Below are 16,969 nucleotides of genomic sequence, written 5' to 3'. Positions count from 1 at the left end.
GAGGGCGGATGCCGCGCGCGCTACTGCGCATTGACGGCGAATTCCGCATAGAACCCGTTCTGCGCATTCTGCTCACGCGCCCGTCGGAGGCGTGGGTAGCATCGGCTCATGACGACGGCGCGGCGACGGAGACCGGGCCGTTCGGTGCCCTTCACCCGCCAGGTCAACCGCTCCATTGTCGCCGCGATGGTCGCCGTCTCGGCCATCACCCTGTGCCTGTTCGCGGCGACCGGCGTGGCCCGCATCGTGCAGCAGACGCAGGAGTCGGCGCTGCGCCTCGCCCAGACCGTCGCCGAGACCCCGCAGGTGCGTGCGGCCGCGGAGGCGGAGTCCGACCGCGGCACCCCGTCGACCGACGCCGAGCTCGTCGCGGGAACGCTCGACGACTACGCGCGCGACATCGAGCGTCGCACCGGGGCGCTGTTCGTGGTGGTGACCGACGACACCGGGCGCCGGCTCGCGCATCCGAACCCCGACGAGATCGGCGACCAGGTGTCGACGAGTCCGGATGCGGCGCTCCGCGGCGAGGAGACCGTCAGCTGGGAGCGCGGCACCCTGGGCGACTCGGCGCGCGCGAAGGTGCCGATCTACGCGCTCGACGACCCCGGGCGGGTGGTGGGCGAGGTGAGCGTCGGGCTGCCGCCCTCGGAGGTGTGGGCGACGGCGCTCTCCGACGCGCTCGCCGTCGCCGTGGCGACGGCGCTGGCGCTCGCGGTGGGGTGGCTGCTCGCGGCCTTCATCACCCGGCGTCTCCGCCAGAAGACGCTGGGCCTCGAGCCCGAGGAGCTGCTCGAGCTGGTGCACGACCAGCAGGCGGTGCTGCAAGGGGTGGGCGACGGCGTGATCGGGCTGTCTCCCGACGGCGTCGTGACCGTGTGCAACGACCGAGCCGCCGAGCTGCTCGGTCTCGACCAGCCGGTGGGTAAGCCGGTGCGGGAGACGATCACGGATGCGGCGGTGCTCGCCTGCCTCGACGAACGGGGCACCTCACCGGGTGACGAACCGGGCACCGGACCTGACGACGAACCGCGCGCCGAACCTCGCGACGAGCCTCTCGTGGTGAACGGGCGGCTCGTCTACGTCGACGTGCACGTCGTGCGGCGCGACCGGCAGGAGCTCGGGCGGGTCGTCATCGTGCGCGACCTCACGGCGATCGACGACCTCACCAGGCGCCTGACGGCGGTCGGCACGCTCGCCAGCGCGCTGCGCGAACAGCGGCACGAGTTCGCGAACCGCATCCACGTGGTGACGGGGCTGGTGCGGGCGGGTGAGACGACCGAGGCACTCGCCTACCTCGAGCAGGTGGGCGAGCACGGGCCGGTGCGCTTCCCGATCGAGCGGGCCGAACTCATCGCCGAGCCCTACCTGCAGGCGTTTCTCGGGGCGAAGGCGCGCGAGGCGGAGCGGCGGGGCGTCACGCTGCGGGTGGGGCCGGATGCCGACGTCACCGGGTCGCTCCGCCACCCCGAAGACGTCACCACGATCCTCGGCAACCTCGTCGACAACGGCATCGATGCGGCGGCGGCCTCGGCGCGCGAACCGCGCTGGGTCGAGGTCGAGGCCCTGCGGCACGGCGACGAGCTGCACCTCTCGGTGATGGACTCGGGCGACGGCATCGGCGCAGCGACCGGGGGCATCGATCTCGTGGCGCCGGGTGACGCGGTGGTACCGCATCGCGCGGGCGAACCCGACGAGGGCCCCGAGCCCGCCCACGGCCACGGCATCGGCCTGCGGCTCTCGGCCGAGGTCGCCCGCCGCCACGGCGGGGAGCTGCGTCTCGCGAAGGGCCGCACCGAGCGGCACGGTGCGGTGTTCGTGGCGCGGCTCGAGCACCAGTTCGACGAGGAGGACGGCCGATGACCGCAGCGTTCCGGGTGCTCGTCGTCGACGACGACTTCCACGTCGCCCGGCTCCACTCCCGCATCGTCGACTCGGTCGACGGCTTCGAGGTCTCCGCCACGGCCGGCACCGTCGCCGAGGCGGTCGCCGCCATCGAGGCCGACCGCCCCGACGTCGTGCTCGCCGACATCTACCTGCCCGACGGCTCGGGCCTCGACCTCATCGCCCGCTACGACCTCGACTCGGTCGTGCTGTCGGCGGCGGTGACCTCGGCCGCCGTGCGCCGCGCCTTCCAGCGCGGAGCGTTCGGCTACCTCGTGAAGCCCTTCGGCGACGACCAGCTCGTCGCCCTGCTCCGCTCCTACCAGCGCTACCGCAACCTGCTCGACGCCCGCCCCGAGCTCGACCAGGAGACCATCGATCGGGCCCGGCGGGTGCTGAACGGTGGCGCACGTGACACCCCGGCGCGCCGTTCCCCCACCGAGACCGCCGTGCTCGAGGTGCTCGTGTCGGCCGAGGCGGCGCTCTCCGCTCCGGTCGTCGCCGAGCGCCTGGGCCTCTCGAGGGCGACCGCTCAACGGCACCTCTCCGCGCTGGCCCACCAGGGCGTGCTCGTCGTCGAGCTGCAGTACGGCAGCACCGGCCGGCCGGAACATCGCTACCGATCGGTCGCGCCCTCCTGACCCCGCGCATCCGGATGCGTTCTAGGCTTGACCCGGCCGGGGAACGGTGGACGGGAGCAGGAGATGCACGGAGAGTACAAGGTGCCGGGCGGCAAGCTCGTCGTCGTCGATCTCGACGAGATCGACGGGCGCATCCGCAACTTCAGGCTGGCGGGCGACTTCTTCCTCGAGCCCGACGACGCGCTGCCGCTCATCGATGCGGCGGTCGAGGGGCTGCCGAGCGACAGCGACGCGGCGACCATCGCGGCTGCCGTGCGTGCAGCGCTGCCCGAGGGCGCCGTGCTGCTCGGCTTCTCGCCCGAGGCCGTGGCCGTCGCCATCCGCCGCTCGCTCGCGAAGGCGACCAGCTGGGATGCGTACGAGTGGCAGCTCATCCACTCCGGCCCCGAGACCCCGCAGATGCAGCTCGCCCTCGACGAGGTGCTCACCAACGAGGTGGGGGAGGGGCGGAGGAAGCCCACGCTCCGCATCTGGGAGTGGAACCGGCCCGCCGTGGTGATCGGCAGCTTCCAGTCGCTGAAGAACGAGGTCGACCTCGAGAACGCCGAGAAGTACGGCTTCGAGGTGGTGCGGCGCATCTCGGGCGGAGGGGCCATGTTCATGGATGCGAACTCGGTCGTCACCTACTCCATCTACGCGCCTGCGGCGCTCGTGCAGGGCATGACCTTCGCCGACTCCTACGCCTTCCTCGACGAGTGGGTCATCCAGGCGCTCAAGTCGCTCGGCATCGAGGCGTTCTACCAGCCGCTCAACGACATCTCCTCGGCCAAGGGCAAGATCGGCGGGGCCGCCCAGAAGCGTCTCGGCAACGGCGCCGTGCTGCACCACGCCACCATGAGCTACGACATGGACGGCGAGAAGATGGTTCAGGTGCTGCGCATCGGCCGCGAGAAGATGAGCGACAAGGGCACCAAGTCGGCGGCCAAGCGCGTCGACCCGCTGCGCAGCCAGACCGGGCTGCCGCGCGACGAGGTGATCGACCGTCTCGTCGCGACCTTCACCGGGTTGTACGGCGCGCATCCGTCGACCATCACCGACGCCGAGCGTGCCGCTGCCGAAGACCTGGTGCGCACGAAGTTCGCGACACCCGAGTGGATCGGACGAGTTCCGTGAAGACACACCCCGAAGGCGCCCTCCCGGTGTTCACCGCGGAGGCGCTCGCCGAGGTGCCGCGACTCGAGCTGCCCGTGTTCACGAACGACGACGCGGTCGAGCTGGGGATGATCGCGGTCGGGCTCATCCGCGAGCGCGAGCTCGATCTCGCGGTCGACGTGGTGCTCGGCGACGACCTCGTGTTCCGCGCCCGGCTCGGTTCCACGGGGCCGGGCAACGACCCGTGGCTCGCGGGCAAGGCGGCGGTGGTACGGCACTTCGGCATCCCCTCGCTGCTCGTCAAGCGGCGCTTCGAAGACGCCGGCACGCCGTTCGAGCAGGCCACCGACCCCATGATCGACCACGAGGTGATGCGGGCGCACGGCGGCTCCATCCCGCTGTTCGCCGCGGGGGAGCTCGTCGGCACCCTCACCACCTCGGGCGAGCCCGACGTCGTCGACCACCAGGTCGCCGCCGACGCCGTCGAGGCCTTCCGCGCCCGGCGAGCGTAGGCCTCGCCAGCGCTCTCAGCGGGCGAGGTATTGCTCGAGCGATTCGTAGACGGTCTGTGAGACGGTGTTCAGTCCACCCAGAACCACGATTCGATTCGGATTGAGGCGATCGAGCTCAACGGCTGCTGCGGCAGGGATCGAGTTCTTGGTGACGAGTATCACGGGAGCGCCGTTCTTGATAGCAGAAGCGCCTCCTGAGAGGGCGTCAGGGAAGACTTCCCCGGACGCGACGAAGACTGTCTTGGCACCTGCTGCGAACACCGTTCGAGAAACGGCGGCAGCGCCTTCGTAGCGATCGGATCCGGCGATTCGCGTGGTCGGTGCGACGGCGCCGAGGGACGCCACCACGCCGTCGGACACGCTGGCCGGCCCTCCGAGCACCACGATCTTCGTGACTCCGAGCCGCAGTAGTTCCTCCTTCATCCCCGTGGGGAGGGAATCCTTCTGAGTGAGGAGCACGGGCGCCTTCTCGCGTCCCGCAGCTGCGGCGCCTGCTAGCGCATCGGGGAAGTTCTCGCCAGAGGCCACGTAAGCGACCGCGCTCGATGTGAAGGTTCGGCTCACCGCGATCGACCCGCTGAATCTGTCGGGCCCGGCGACGCGGTCGACCGAGGTGGAGAATGACTTGAGGTCGTTCTCCACCTGCGCGCTGATGCTATTAGGGCCGCCGAGCACGACGATGCGCCGTGGAGTCAATCGGGTGAGCTCCGCACGTAGATCGCCAGAGATCGTGTCCCTTCCCACCAGAAGGATCGGGCCCGTGTTGTATCCCGCAACTGCAGAACCGGGCAGCGCGTCAGCGAAACCCTCGCCGGAGGCCACATAGACGGTGGGCCCGACGATACCCTCGGGAGTGAAGGCGTCGGAGGACACGTTCGCCGACACGGTGTACCTGTCCGCCCCGGCGATCCGCTGGAGCGTCGGGGTCACGTGACCCCCAGAAACGAATGCCTGGGGCGACCCGAGCGAGGGGGCTGTGGCGGTGAGGTCGCTCGCCGCGGAGCGGAAGGCGACAAGGCTCCCGTCGCTGCTGAGCGTCGGAAGCTCTGAGCGGTCGTTTCCCGCCGTGGTGCCGGCCAGGTTGCGGCTTGCAACGACGACAGTTCCGGTGACGCGATCGCGCACGTAAACCTGCGAGAACGAACCCGGGAAGCCCGACCCCTCCGCCACGACGTCCTTCTGAGCGGAATCGAACGCCAGAAAGCGGCCGTCCTCTGACAGCGAGGGGTGCGCCGCTGAGGCGATACCGCTAGAACCCATGGCGGTGGGAGTACCGAGCGCAGTCGCTTTCGTGGTCAGGTCGCGCACGTAGATCGAGGTGCCCCCGGCTGCGGGATGGAGCGGGCTGATATCGGACGAATTGCTCGCGAATGCGACCGCGGTGCCGTTCGCCGAGACGGTGGGCGTGACCGACGAGCCGTCTCCCCCGGCGGTGCCGTCACTGTTGACGCTCACCAACTCGGTCGATCCAGACCGCAGCATCCGCGCGTAGACCTGTGGCCGTCCTCCGCCCGGCTGGCTGCTCAACGAGTCGGTCGAGGTGAAAACCACGACGGAGCCATCGCGCGAGATGGCGATTTCACGGTCAACGCCATGTGATCCTGAGGGCACCGTAGCGAGCGGATTCACGCTCACCATGGTCGTCGACGCGGATCGGAGGTTCCGCACGTAGACCTGGTAGGTGCCGAGAGGGTCTTCCAAGGTCAGTTTCGAGGCTGCGAGGAAGGCGACGGCCGTGCCATCGCCTGACACGCGGACCGAGGTCACGCCGACGGTGGCAGGGGCGGGGGAGGGGCCGTCTGTGAGACTCACCAACTGCGTTGTACCGGTGGCCCTGTCCCACACGAGCGCCTTGCTCCCCCGCGCCGGGGAGCCGCCTGCCAGGTTGTCGGCCAATGATGTGTAGGCGACGAACCGGCCGTCGTCAGAAACGGAGGGCTGCGTCGAGGGCATGTCGCCCGCCACCCCTGACCGCGCGCTCACCATCGTCAGAGCGCCTGTCTGCAAGTCACTCAGGTAGACCTGCTCGACGCCGTTCGCCAGGTCGCTCAGGTTCGTGGCACGGGTGGAGAAGGCTGCGTACTTGCCGTCGCCCGAGATCGCTACGGACTCGACGGGCTGATTGGCCGACGCCGGCGGAAGGGAGAGTGTCTGTGAGAGTTGACGAGTCGAACTCTCGTAGGGAGCCGCGGAGGAGGTGGCGGCGGGCAGCAACGCGAAGCAGGCGCCGATGAGGAGTACTAGGGCGACTCTGCCTTGAATGACGAGGCTCGGCTTGGACATGACAGGCTCCTAGGTCAGGCTCGGAAATCTGTCGAGAATATATCACTATAAGCCGAGAGTGTGTCATGTTGCGCGAAGTGCGGTGAGCAACTCCCTCCAAAGCTCGGGGGCGACGGGGTAGGGGGCGCTGAAGGAGAGGCGCTGCACGAGGCCGCTGTAGCGGGCGGTGAGGGCGGAGGCGACCTCGGCCGCGGAGCCCGCGACGGCGAAGGCGTCGAACATCTCGTCGGTGACGAGGTCGCCCATCGCATCCCACTCGCCGCGGAGCGAGCCGCGGTGCAGCTGCTCGTGCACCGACTCCCAGCCGTGGAGTTCGAGCACGGGCAGGTAGGTGGGGGTCGAGCCGTAGAAGGCAATCTGCTTCTTCACGGCGGTGCGCGCTGCGGCGACCTCGGCCTCGTCGCGGCCGATCGCGATGAAGGCAGGGAGGCTGACCTCGAAGGCGGGTCGAGCGCTCGGCGCGCCTGTGCCCGTGCCGCCCGCCGCGCCTGCGCCCGACCCCGCCGCAGCGCGCCCCCGCGCCACGGCGGGCAGGCTCACCTGCTCGAGATAGCGACGTGTCGTGAAGGGGTGTGCGAGCATCCCGTCGGCGACCTCGCCGGCCACCTCGGCCATGCCGGGCCCGACCGCAGCGAGGGTGATGCACGGCGCGCCGAACGGGTTCGGGCCGGGGCTGAACATGGGCGGCATGAGGGTGTGCGTGTAGAACTCGCCCGAGAACGACAGGCGCGACCCCGTCGCCCAGGACTCCTGGATGGCGTGCAGCGCCCGCACGTACTCGCGCATGCGCGCCGCCGGCCGCGACCACGGCATCGAGAACCGGCGCTCGATGTGCGGCCTCACCTGCGAGCCGAGGCCGAGCACGAAGCGTCCGCGCGAGATGAGCTGCAGGTCGTTCGCGAGCACCGCCGTGTTCATGGGGTTGCGGGCGAACGCCACGGCGATCGAGCTGGTGAGCCGGATGCGCTCCGTCGCCCGTGCCGCCAGCGCCAGCCCCACGAAGGGGTCGTGCTTCAGCTCGACGCCGAGCGCCCCGTCGAAGCCGGCGGCCTCGGCGGCGACCACGGCGGCCTCGAGCTGGAGCGGGTCGCTCGAGACGTCGCCGCCCCCGTCGATCGCGAACGGCGCGGGCTCGGGTGTCGGCGCGGGCCCGGGCTCGGGCGCCGGCTCGGAGTGGGACGGGTTCGCGGGCTGCTGCACGGCATCGGACATACCGTCATTCCACCGGCTGACCCGGCCCCGCGCATCCTGCCTGTGGGGTTCCCACACCTCAACCGCGGTCGACGAGCTCCTGATAGTCGGGGTGCTGGTCGATGAAGTGGGCGACGAAGCTGCACTGCGGAACGACGGTGAGGTCGCTCGAGGTGCGCACGTCGTCGAGCGCGAACTCGACGAGGCGCCCGGCCAGGCCGCCCTGGCGCTTGGCGGGGTCGACCTCAGTGCGGGTGAACACGATGCGGTGCCCCTCGAGGCGGTAGTCGGCAAAGCCGGCGACCTGGTCGTCGAGGGAGATGGTGTAGCGGTTCTGGCGGACGTCGTTGCTGATCGAGGTGCTCGTCACGAGGCCGAGGATACGCCTGTCGCCTCGGAACTGTCAGAATTGCACGGTGCCAGTCGCCGATCCGTCCTCCGCTGCCGCGGCGGGGTCCGATCCGCGTGACGGCATGGCGGCCGGGGCGCGCGGCGAGGGCTTGCTGTTCCATGCCGACAACCTCGACGTGCTCGCCCGTTTCGCCGACGCATCCTTCACCCTCGTGTACCTCGACCCACCGTTCAACACGGGGCGTCCGCAGGAGCGTCGGCCCACCACCTCGACGCGGGTGCTGCCCGCCGTCGGCGGGGAGACGGATGCGGCTGCCGCCGAACCGAGGCAGGGTCGCGTGACGGGGTTCAAGGGTCAGCGCTACGACCGCATCCGGGGCGACCTGCTGCGCTACGACGACCGCTTCGACGACTACTGGGGCTTTCTCGAACCGCGCATCGTGGAGGCGTGGCGGCTGCTCGCCGACGACGGAACGCTGTACCTGCACCTCGACTACCGGGAGGCGCACTACGCGAAGGTGCTGCTCGACGCGCTGTTCGGGCGGGAGTGCTTTCTCAACGAGATCATCTGGGCCTACGACTACGGGGCGAAGTCGAGGCGGCGGTGGCCGACGAAGCACGACACGATCCTGGTGTACGTGAAGAATCCGAAGGCGTACCACTTCGACTCGGAGGAGGTCGACCGCGAGCCCTACATGGCGCCGGGCCTCGTGACCGCCGAGCGGGCGGCGCGGGGCAAGCTGCCCACCGACGTGTGGTGGCACACCATCGTGTCGCCCACGGGGCGCGAGAAGACGGGGTATCCGACGCAGAAGCCGGAGGGCATCCTGCGGCGCATCGTGCAGGCGTCGAGCCGCGAGGGCGACTGGGTGCTCGACTTCTTCGCCGGCAGCGGCACGACGGGCGCGGTGGCGTCGGCGCTCGGGCGCAACTACGTGCTCGTCGACCACAGCGCCGACGCGGTGCGCGTGATGCGCGAGCGCCTGCCGGGGGCGCGCGCCCTGTAGCGTGAGCTGCCACGCGGGCGCAGGGCGCGTGCCCGGGTGGGGGCGCCGCAGCCGTATGAGAATCGTCGCCCCGAGGTCTCCTCGAGCTCGAGCGCGCGCTTCTCATACCGTTCGGTGACACGACTCGCGGGTACGGCACGGTCGAGCACGGAATGCGGCGCGCGGATGCCGCGTTGGGGAGCCCATGAGCACCGAGACCTCTCCCGCCACACCCGCTGCCGCATCGGGCACCTTCGCCATCGGGGGCGACCTGTCCGTGAACCGTCTGGGCTTCGGCACCATGCAGCTCACCGGCCCGGGCGTCTGGGGCGAACCAGCTGACCGCACCGGGGCCATCGCCGTGCTGCGACGCGCCGTCGAGCTCGGCGTGACACTCATCGACACCGCGGATGCCTACGGGCCGTTCGTGACCGACGGCCTGATCCGCGAGGCCCTCCACCCCTACGCCGACGACGTCACCATCGCCACGAAGGTCGGTTTCACCCGCCAGGGTCCGCACGCGTGGACCCCGCTCGGCCGCCCCGAGTACCTGCGCCAGCAGACCGAGCTGAACCTGCGCCATCTCGGCGTCGACCGCATCGACCTGCTGCAGCTGCACCGCATCGATCCGAAGGTGCCGCTCGACGACCAGATCGGCGAGCTCGCGGCGCTTCAGAGCGAGGGCAAGGTGCGGCACATCGGGCTTTCGGAGGTCACTGTCGACGAGGTCGAGGCAGCTCGCGCCGTCGCCCCGATCGCCTCGGTGCAGAACCTCTTCAATCTCTCGAACCGCCGTGCGTCGGAGCTCCTCGACTACTCGGGCGCGGAGGGCATCGCGTTCATTCCGTGGTTCCCGCTCGCCACCGGCGAGCTCGCGGGTGAGGGCTCGGCACTGGCCTCGCTCGCTGCCGCCCACGGATCGACACCGGGTCAGCTGGCCCTGGCCTGGTTGCTGCACCGTTCGCCCGTGATGCTGCCGATCCCGGGGACATCCTCGGTCGCGCACCTCGAGGAGAACGTGGCTGCTGCAGGCATCCGTCTCTCCGACGACGAGTTCGCAGCCCTCACCGCCCTCGACTGAGCAGTGGGGCGCCGCCGGCCGGCTGTGGTTCTCGCGTCAGACGGGGCCCAGGTCGTCGTCTCCACCTGCCTCAGGTACGAGGTCGGCGGTCGGCGAGGGCGAGACGCCGCACGTGGCCGTTCGGGATGCTGCGGTTGCTGTCGGCCCGGACAGTACACTCGCATCATGGACGACAACGCGAAGAGCCCCGGCCGTCGAGCGCTGCAGGCGGGCGACTTCCCCTATCGTTCCGAGCTGCTCGCGAACCTCAGTGCACTCATCCTGCTCTGGGACTCACCGGCCCTGCAGGGCGAGATCCTCGCCAAGACCGGCGAGAGCCTCGACCAGCAGTCCCACGCGACGCTCCGCCATCTGCTCGCCTGGGGACCGATGCGGCCGACGGCGCTCGCCGAGGTGCTCGACACCGGTGCGTCGCACATCAGCAAGATCGTGCGCCGGCTCGAGGGCGACGGGCTGGTGGAGCGCACGACCGACCCGTCCGACGGTCGCGCCACCCTCATCCGCCTCACCGACGCGGGGGAGGAGGCGGCGCGCGGCGTCTACGCGCTGGGCGACCGGATGATCAACGAGGTTCTGCAGGAGTGGTCGCCCGCCGATGTGCGCCGGTACACCGCTCTCACCGAGCGATTCGTCAAAGACGCGATCGAGTCGGCGACGCGGATGCTCGAACGAGGCCTGTTGCCGCCGAAGCCCTGACCTCGATCCTCGTGCCCGTGCCCGTGCCCGTGCCCGTGCCCGTCGGGCCGGGCACTCAGACGGCGGCCGGTGCGAAGACGAGATGCTCGATCAGACCGTCGTCGTCGAGCGTGAACTGATACTCCAGCTCGACCACTCCGCCCGGGAAGTCGCCCTCGAGGCGATACGTCGCGCCCACCATCTCGTCGACCTCGCGCCCGCGAAGGAAGGTGAGGGTCGTGGAGAAGAGGTGGATCGCCTTGTCGATCCAGTCTCGGATCTCCCCGCGCCCGCGGTAGGTGTGGCCCTCGTCGGACACGACTGCGTCCTCGACGAAGAGCGCCTCCACTGCGCGTTCGTCGCCGGCCTGCCAGCCCGCGACGAAGCCGCGCGCTGCTTCCGGGAGTTCGTCGTTCGCCAGGTGCTTGCTCATCATCCGATCCTCCGATCCGCGGTCTCCCGTCTGGAAACCGTCCTACAGGACAGTAACACAAGTACTGTCGTGCAGGACACTAAATGCGATGATCAAGCGGAGGCGCGCACCACCAGATGCGTCGGGATGAGCGTGTGACGGGGCGGGTTGCGCCCGGCGAGGCGTGCGACGAGCACCTCGGCCATGCGGGCGCCGAGGTCGGCGGAGGGCTGGTGCACCGTGGTGAGCGGCGGGGTGAGAGTGGAGGCGAACGTGTCGTCGTCGTAGCCGACGACGGCGACATCGCCCGGCACGGAGAGTCCGCGCTCGTGCAGCACGCGGATCGCGCCCGCCGCCATCTGGTCGTTCGCCACGAAGACGGCGTCGAACGCGAGAGGGCCGCCGGTTGCGCGATCGAGCAGGCGCTGCATCGCCACGGCCCCCGACTCCTGGGTGAAGTCGCCGAACTCGACGAGCTCGTCGGGTCTCGGTGCGGAGTCGCCCGTCACGACCGACCGCCACCCCGTGAGGCGGTCGATGCCGGCGGGCATGTCCTGACGGCCGGCGATGTGGGCGATGCGGTGCCGCCCGATGTCGACCAGATGGCTGGTGGCGAGACGCGCGCTCGCCTGGTTGTCGACGTCGACGTAGTGCGCATCGGCGAGCTCGGGGTTCACCGGGCGGCCGCCGAACACGATCGGCAACGAGTCGCCGAGCCCGACGTAGGAGTGGTCCTCGGCGTGGTGCGACACCACGAGCGCCCCGTCGACGTTGCCGCCGAGCAGGTAGCGGCGGGTCTTCTCGGGCCGGGCCTCCGACGCGATGAGCAGGTTGAGCGTGTAGTCGGTGTCGCTGAGCGCCCGCGCCACCCCGCGCACCACGGGCGCGAAGAACGGGTCGGCGAACACCGTCGAGGTCGACTCGGGAACGATCAGCGCGATGACATCGGTGCGCCGGCTCGCCAGCGACCGCGCCACCCGGTTCGGCACGTAGTTCAGCTCGGCGACCGCCGCGTGCACGGCCGCCGCGGCCTCGGGGGCGACGCTCGTCGACCCGTTCACGACCCGCGAGACCGTCGCCCTCGAGACCCCCGCGACGGCGGCGACCATCTCGAGCGTCGGCACGCCCCCCGTGTTCTTCATGAACCGGCGCGCGGGCGCCGGCCGCGAAGCCCGCGCACGCCCGACCCGGCCACCGCCTTACGAGACGGCATCGGTCGCGCCCGCCGCAGCATCCGCTCGGCTGATGACCTCCGCGTACGCCTTCGCGCTGTCTTTCGGCGTGCGCACGAGGGTGTCGTAGTCGACCCGCACGATGCCGAAGCGCTTGCCGTAGCCCCAGGCCCACTCGAAGTTGTCGAGCAGCGACCAGACGAAGTAGCCGCGCACGTCGGCGCCGTCGGCGATGGCTTCGGAGACCGCCTCGATGTGATCGCGGATGTATGCGGTGCGCTCGACATCGTGGATGGCGCCGTCGGCGGCCACCTCGTCGTCGTAGGCGGCGCCGTTCTCGGTGACGTAGAGCGGCGGCAGGGTGTCGTACTCGTGGCCGAGCCGCACGAGCAGGGTGCGGAGCCCGGCGGGGTGCACCTCCCAGCCCATGCCGGTGAGGGGGAGGCCGCGCAGCGGGAAGGTGAGGAACTCCGAGCCCACGAAGGGCGACTTCGCGGGCAGGCCCCCCGCGACCGCGTGGGGGTCGACCGGCACGACCGAGGGGTCTGCGGGCTGCTCGATCGGGTGGCCGCTCACCTGGTCGTCGTGGTAGTGGTTCACGCCCAGGAAGTCGAGGGGCTGCGCGATGATCTCAAGGTCGCCCTCCTGCACGAGCGGGCCGCCGGTGGAGAGGTCGATGCCGACCGCGGCGAGGTCGTCGACGACGTCGGCCGGGTACTCGCCGCGCAGCAGCGGGTCGAGGAAGATGCGGTTGTTGAGCGAGTCGAGCCGGCGCGCGGCGTCGAGGTCGACCGGGTCGTTCGGGTCGGCGGGAACGGCGTTGGTGAGATTCAGCGTGATGCCGAGGTTCTGCGCCCCGAGCTCGCGCAGGCGGGCGACGGCGAGGCCGTGCCCGAGGTGCTGGTGGTGCACCGCGGCGATCGCGGCGGCCGGCTCCTGCCGCCCGGGCGCGTGCACCCCCGAGGCGTAGCCGAGCAGCGACGAGCAGAACGGCTCGTTGAAGGTGGTCCAGTGCTCGACCCGGTCGCCGAGCGCGTCGTAGACGACCTCGGCGTACTCGGCGAAGCGGTGCGCGGTGTCGCGGTTCGCCCAGCCGCCCTGCTCCTCGAGCGCCTGCGGCAGGTCCCAGTGGTAGAGCGTGAGCCAGGGCAGGATGCCGGCGCCCAGCAGCTCGTCGACGAGCTTCGAGTAGAAGTCGAGGCCGGCCTGGTTGGTGTACCGGTCTGCGGGGCGGATGCGCGCCCAGCTGGTCGAGAACCGGTACGAGTGCAGACCCAGCGCCTTCATGAGCGCGACGTCTTCGGGAACCCGATGGTAGTGGTCGACGGCGACGTCGAGGGTGTCGCCGTTCAGCACCGCACCGGGCACGCGTGCGAACGTGTCCCACACCGAGGCCTCCTTGCCGTCTTCGAAGGCCGCGCCCTCGATCTGGGCGGCTGCGGTGGCGGATCCCCAGAGGAAACCAGGGGGGAATGCGGTGGTCATCGGACGACTCCTCGTGTGTGGTGCGCGATTCGGCTCTGAGAGCGCTCTCGCCAGCTTAGTCAGCGCATCCGTCCGGTGCATCCGTGGGGTCGCGGCCCCCGCGCCTCGTAACAGTACTTCGCATAAGGGCGTCGCCCCGGAGCGGCGTGCGACTCTGGTACATCATGACCGAGCACACCGCCATCCGACCCGCCGGGTTCGCCACGCGTCAGGTGCACGCCGGCCGCGCCCCGGGTGCGGGGGCGGGCACCGTGAACCCCCGCGCGACCCCCATCTACCTCACCGCCGGCTTCGAGTTCGACGACTTCGCGCAGGCCCGCGACCGCTTCGGCGGCGCCGAGGACGGCTTCACCTACACGCGCATCGGCAACCCCACCACCTCCTCGGCCGAGCGGCGCATCGCCGCACTGGAGGGCGGGATCGACGCCATCCTGGTGGGCAGCGGGCAGGCTGCGGTGGCCTCGGCGGTGCTCGGGCTGCTGCAGGCGGGCGACCACCTCGTCTCGGCGTCGAGCATCTACGAGGGCTCGCGCGGGCTGTTCCTCGACAACTTCGGGCGCCTCGGCATCGACACCTCGTTCGTCGTCGATGCGAACGACGCCGCCGAGTGGGAGCGGGCCATCCGGCCCACCACCCGGGCGCTCTTCGTGGAGTCGATCCCGAACCCGAAGAACGATCTCGTCGACATCGCCCTCGTGGCCGAGGTGGCGCACCGGCACGGCATCCCGCTCATCGTCGACAACACCTTCGCCACCCCCTACCTGCAGCGGCCGCTCGAGCACGGGGCCGACGTCGTCGTGCACTCGGCGAGCAAGTTCCTCGCCGGCCACGGCTCGGTGCTCGGCGGCGTGATCGTGTCGGGCTCGGCCTTCGACTGGGCGGTGACGGATGCGCGGGGCCCGCTCTTCCCGCATCTGGCCGAACCGGCGCACGCGCTGGGCGGGCGGAGCTATGTCGAGCGCTTCGGCGCGTCGGCCTTCATCACCTATGTGCGCGACGTCGTGGTGTCGCGGTTCGGGCCGACACCGTCGCCGCTCAACGCCTTCCTCATCGAGCAGGGCATCGAGACGCTCTCGCTGCGGGTCGACCGGCAGTCGCGGAGCGCGCTCGCCATCGCCCGCTGGCTCGAGCATCAGCCGGGCGTGGAGTCGGTCGACTACTCCGGACTCGAGTCGAGCCCCTTCCACGCGCTCGCCGAGCGGTACCTGCCCGACGGGCAGGGCTCGGTGTTCGCCTTCACCCTCGCCGGGGGCGCGGCGGCGGCCGAGGTGTTCTTCGACTCGGTCGAGCTGTTCACGCGCATGACGCACCTCGGCGACGTGCGCTCGCTCATCATCCACCCGGCCTCCACGACGCACGCCCACCGCACGGCCGAGCAGCTCGCCGAGGCGGGCATCGCGCCGGGGCTCGTGCGGCTGTCGATCGGGGTGGAAGACGTCGACGACCTCGTCGACGATCTCGCGCGGGGGCTGGCGGCCGTGCGGGGTGCGGGTCTGGTTCCGGATGCACGGGGCGTGGCCGCTGGTCCGGACGCGCGGGGTGCGGACGTCGCATCCGTCGATCTCACGGCGGAGAACCGCGGGGCCGGCGAGAACGACGACGCCCGCGCAGCCCATGACGGCGGCGGGGCCGACGAGGCCCGCGACGGCAGCGCGCTCGTGCACGAGGCGGCCTGAGGTGGCGCGGCCGCAGCACTTCGGCTGGTTCCTCTCGCGAGGGTTCGGGCCGCACGGGTGGGGGCATCCGTACCTCGACTGGGACTACCGCTGGGCCGGCCCCGAGCTCTACCAGCAGTCGGTGCGCACGCTCGAGCAGGCCGGGTTCGACCTCGTCATCATCGAAGACGCGCTCTCGCTCGGCAACGCGTCGACGCTCGACCTGCGCATCCGCAGCGCCTACGGCGGGCCGAAGCACGACCCGCTGCTGCTCGCGCCGTACCTGTTCGACGTCACCCAGCACATCGGCATTGCGCCCACGGTGAACCCGCTCGCCTACTCGCCCTATCAGGCGGCGCGGCAGTTCGCGACGCTGCAGCACCTCAGCGACAGCCGGTTCGGCATCAACGTCGTGACGGATGTGGGGTCGTCACGGCACTTCGGGGTCGACCCGCTCGACCATGACGGGGCGTACGACCGGGCCGAGGAGTGGCTCGGGGCGATCAAGCGTCTCTGGGGGAGCTGGGGTGCGGAGGGCCTGGTGGCGGATGCGTCGACCGGCCACTTCGCCGACGGGTCGAAGCTCGACGCCTTCTCGCACCGCGGGGAGCACTTCTCGTTCGACGGGCCGCTGAACGCGCTGCCGTTCGGGGGAGGCGGCTCGGAGGCGCTGTCGGGCGACCCGATCGTGGTGTCGCCCGGCGGGTCGCCGCGCGGGCTCGGGTTCGCGGGCGCGAACTCGCAGGTGCAGCTCGCGCTGGCCTCGCTCGACGTCGACACCGTGCGGGCCTACCGGGCCAAGGTGCTCGCAGCGGCCGCTGCTGCCGGCCGCGGGCCGGCCGACATCGACGTCCTGTTCGTGTTCAAGCCGATCGTGGTGTCGAGCACCGAAGAGGCGCAGCGCCTCGTCGACGCCTCCGAGCACCCGTCTGACGAGACGCTGCAGGCCATCGCGCTCGGACAGTCGAGCGACCTCGAGACCGACCTCACCGGCCTCGACCTCGACCGGCCGCTCGACCCTGCGATCTTCGGAGACCACGTCTCGCGCGGCACCATCAAGGGCCTGCTCGGCAGGTTCGAGAGCTTCGACGACGTGCCCCTCCGCGACCTCCTCACCGCCAAGGCCAAGCTCGGCCGCATCTCCTCCCGCGAGGGCTACGTGGGCACCGCCGACGAGATCGCCGACTTCATCGAGGAGATCGGAGACGACGCCGACAACGACGGCTTCATCTTCTCGGGCGACCTCCACCCCGTGACCGTGCACCGGATGCTCGACGAACTCGTGCCCGTGCTGCGGCGGCGCGGAATCCTCCGGCGGTCGTACGGTGGCGGCGGGCTGCGCGGGAACTTGCGGGACTTCTGAGTTTGTTGCCGCGCCGCCGCTTCTGCGGCGCGGGCGACATGTTCGCGTGCGGTCGTGGGGGCGCGGCCTGCGGTCGCGCCCCCACGGCCACGCGCTCACTCTGGGTCGTCGAGTAGGGCCTGTCGCGTTTGCCGCGCGGGGGCGCGGGGGCGGGCCGGCCGGTGGGGCGGGCGCGCGGGCGCGGATCGG

The 16,969-nt window shown here is 70.8% G+C and carries 15 protein-coding genes; 9 read left to right on the top strand and 6 right to left on the bottom strand.

All coding sequences use genetic code 11. From position 1 onward, the window contains the following. Positions 1–108: 108 nt before the first annotated feature. The 4 genes from ABFY20_RS19225 to ABFY20_RS19210 all read left to right on the top strand — a co-directional run bounded on the left by ABFY20_RS19225 (position 109) and on the right by ABFY20_RS19210 (position 4,126). Positions 109–1,860, top strand: a complete 1,752-nt coding sequence (locus ABFY20_RS19225; RefSeq protein WP_368497813.1) for an ATP-binding protein — start codon at positions 109–111, stop codon at positions 1,858–1,860. Continuing rightward, on the top strand, positions 1,857–2,522 hold the full coding sequence (locus tag ABFY20_RS19220) for a response regulator (RefSeq protein WP_368497812.1): 666 nt from the start codon (positions 1,857–1,859) through the stop codon (positions 2,520–2,522). Before ABFY20_RS19225 ends, ABFY20_RS19220 begins: the two co-directional genes overlap by 4 nt. A 63-nt stretch (positions 2,523–2,585) precedes the next feature. Then, complete coding sequence (locus tag ABFY20_RS19215) at positions 2,586–3,635, top strand: biotin/lipoate A/B protein ligase family protein (protein WP_368497811.1); 1,050 nt, start codon at positions 2,586–2,588, stop codon at positions 3,633–3,635. Then, a complete protein-coding gene (locus ABFY20_RS19210; RefSeq protein ID WP_368497810.1) occupies positions 3,632–4,126 on the top strand; it encodes a heme-binding protein in 495 nt (164 codons plus the stop codon). Before ABFY20_RS19215 ends, ABFY20_RS19210 begins: the two co-directional genes overlap by 4 nt. A gap of 15 nt (positions 4,127–4,141) precedes the next feature. On the opposite strand, the gene ABFY20_RS19205 is transcribed toward ABFY20_RS19210, so the two are convergent. The 3 genes from ABFY20_RS19205 to ABFY20_RS19195 form a co-directional block, all read right to left on the bottom strand. Continuing rightward, on the bottom strand, positions 4,142–6,409 hold the full coding sequence (locus ABFY20_RS19205; protein ID WP_368497809.1) for a cell wall-binding repeat-containing protein: 2,268 nt from the start codon (positions 6,407–6,409) through the stop codon (positions 4,142–4,144). A 63-nt stretch (positions 6,410–6,472) separates the two neighbouring features. Further along, on the bottom strand, positions 6,473–7,621 hold the full coding sequence (locus ABFY20_RS19200) for a TIGR03617 family F420-dependent LLM class oxidoreductase (RefSeq protein WP_368497808.1): 1,149 nt from the start codon (positions 7,619–7,621) through the stop codon (positions 6,473–6,475). Positions 7,622–7,679: 58 nt separating this feature from the next. After that, a complete protein-coding gene (locus tag ABFY20_RS19195) occupies positions 7,680–7,970 on the bottom strand; it encodes a GNAT family N-acetyltransferase (RefSeq protein WP_368497807.1) in 291 nt (96 codons plus the stop codon). 103 nt (positions 7,971–8,073) lie between these two features. Between ABFY20_RS19195 and ABFY20_RS19190 the strand changes: the two genes are divergently transcribed. The 3 genes from ABFY20_RS19190 (at position 8,074) to ABFY20_RS19180 (ending at position 10,714) form a co-directional block, all read left to right on the top strand. Further along, positions 8,074–8,958: a site-specific DNA-methyltransferase gene (locus tag ABFY20_RS19190; RefSeq protein WP_368499831.1), complete on the top strand. Its 885-nt coding sequence runs from the start codon at positions 8,074–8,076 to the stop codon at positions 8,956–8,958. A gap of 184 nt (positions 8,959–9,142) precedes the next feature. Beyond that, complete coding sequence (locus ABFY20_RS19185; protein ID WP_368497806.1) at positions 9,143–10,018, top strand: aldo/keto reductase; 876 nt, start codon at positions 9,143–9,145, stop codon at positions 10,016–10,018. Between the two features lie 165 nt (positions 10,019–10,183). Continuing rightward, on the top strand, positions 10,184–10,714 hold the full coding sequence (locus tag ABFY20_RS19180) for a MarR family winged helix-turn-helix transcriptional regulator (RefSeq protein WP_368497805.1): 531 nt from the start codon (positions 10,184–10,186) through the stop codon (positions 10,712–10,714). A 55-nt stretch (positions 10,715–10,769) separates the two neighbouring features. Here ABFY20_RS19180 and ABFY20_RS19175 read toward each other — a convergent pair whose 3' ends face one another. From ABFY20_RS19175 to ABFY20_RS19165, 3 genes are all read right to left on the bottom strand, one after another. After that, positions 10,770–11,126, bottom strand: coding sequence for a nuclear transport factor 2 family protein (locus ABFY20_RS19175; RefSeq protein ID WP_368497804.1), 357 nt, complete (start codon positions 11,124–11,126; stop codon positions 10,770–10,772). Between the two features lie 92 nt (positions 11,127–11,218). Continuing rightward, positions 11,219–12,247 (bottom strand): LacI family DNA-binding transcriptional regulator, encoded by a 1,029-nt coding sequence (locus tag ABFY20_RS19170; RefSeq protein ID WP_368497803.1) that lies wholly within the window; start codon positions 12,245–12,247, stop codon positions 11,219–11,221. Between the two features lie 57 nt (positions 12,248–12,304). Then, positions 12,305–13,762 (bottom strand): glycoside hydrolase family 1 protein, encoded by a 1,458-nt coding sequence (locus tag ABFY20_RS19165; protein ID WP_368497802.1) that lies wholly within the window; start codon positions 13,760–13,762, stop codon positions 12,305–12,307. 164 nt (positions 13,763–13,926) lie between these two features. Between ABFY20_RS19165 and ABFY20_RS19160 the strand changes: the two genes are divergently transcribed. Next, positions 13,927–15,438 (top strand): O-acetylhomoserine aminocarboxypropyltransferase/cysteine synthase family protein, encoded by a 1,512-nt coding sequence (locus ABFY20_RS19160; protein ID WP_368497801.1) that lies wholly within the window; start codon positions 13,927–13,929, stop codon positions 15,436–15,438. A gap of 1 nt (position 15,439) precedes the next feature. Next, positions 15,440–16,780, top strand: a complete 1,341-nt coding sequence (locus ABFY20_RS19155; RefSeq protein WP_368497800.1) for an LLM class flavin-dependent oxidoreductase — start codon at positions 15,440–15,442, stop codon at positions 16,778–16,780. Positions 16,781–16,969 lie beyond the last annotated feature (189 nt).

Source organism: Herbiconiux sp. A18JL235 (assembly GCF_040939305.1).
Taxonomy (GTDB): domain Bacteria; phylum Actinomycetota; class Actinomycetes; order Actinomycetales; family Microbacteriaceae; genus Herbiconiux.
The sequence above is the reverse complement of the archived record's forward strand: the minus strand, read 5'-3'. Positions and strand labels throughout refer to the sequence as shown.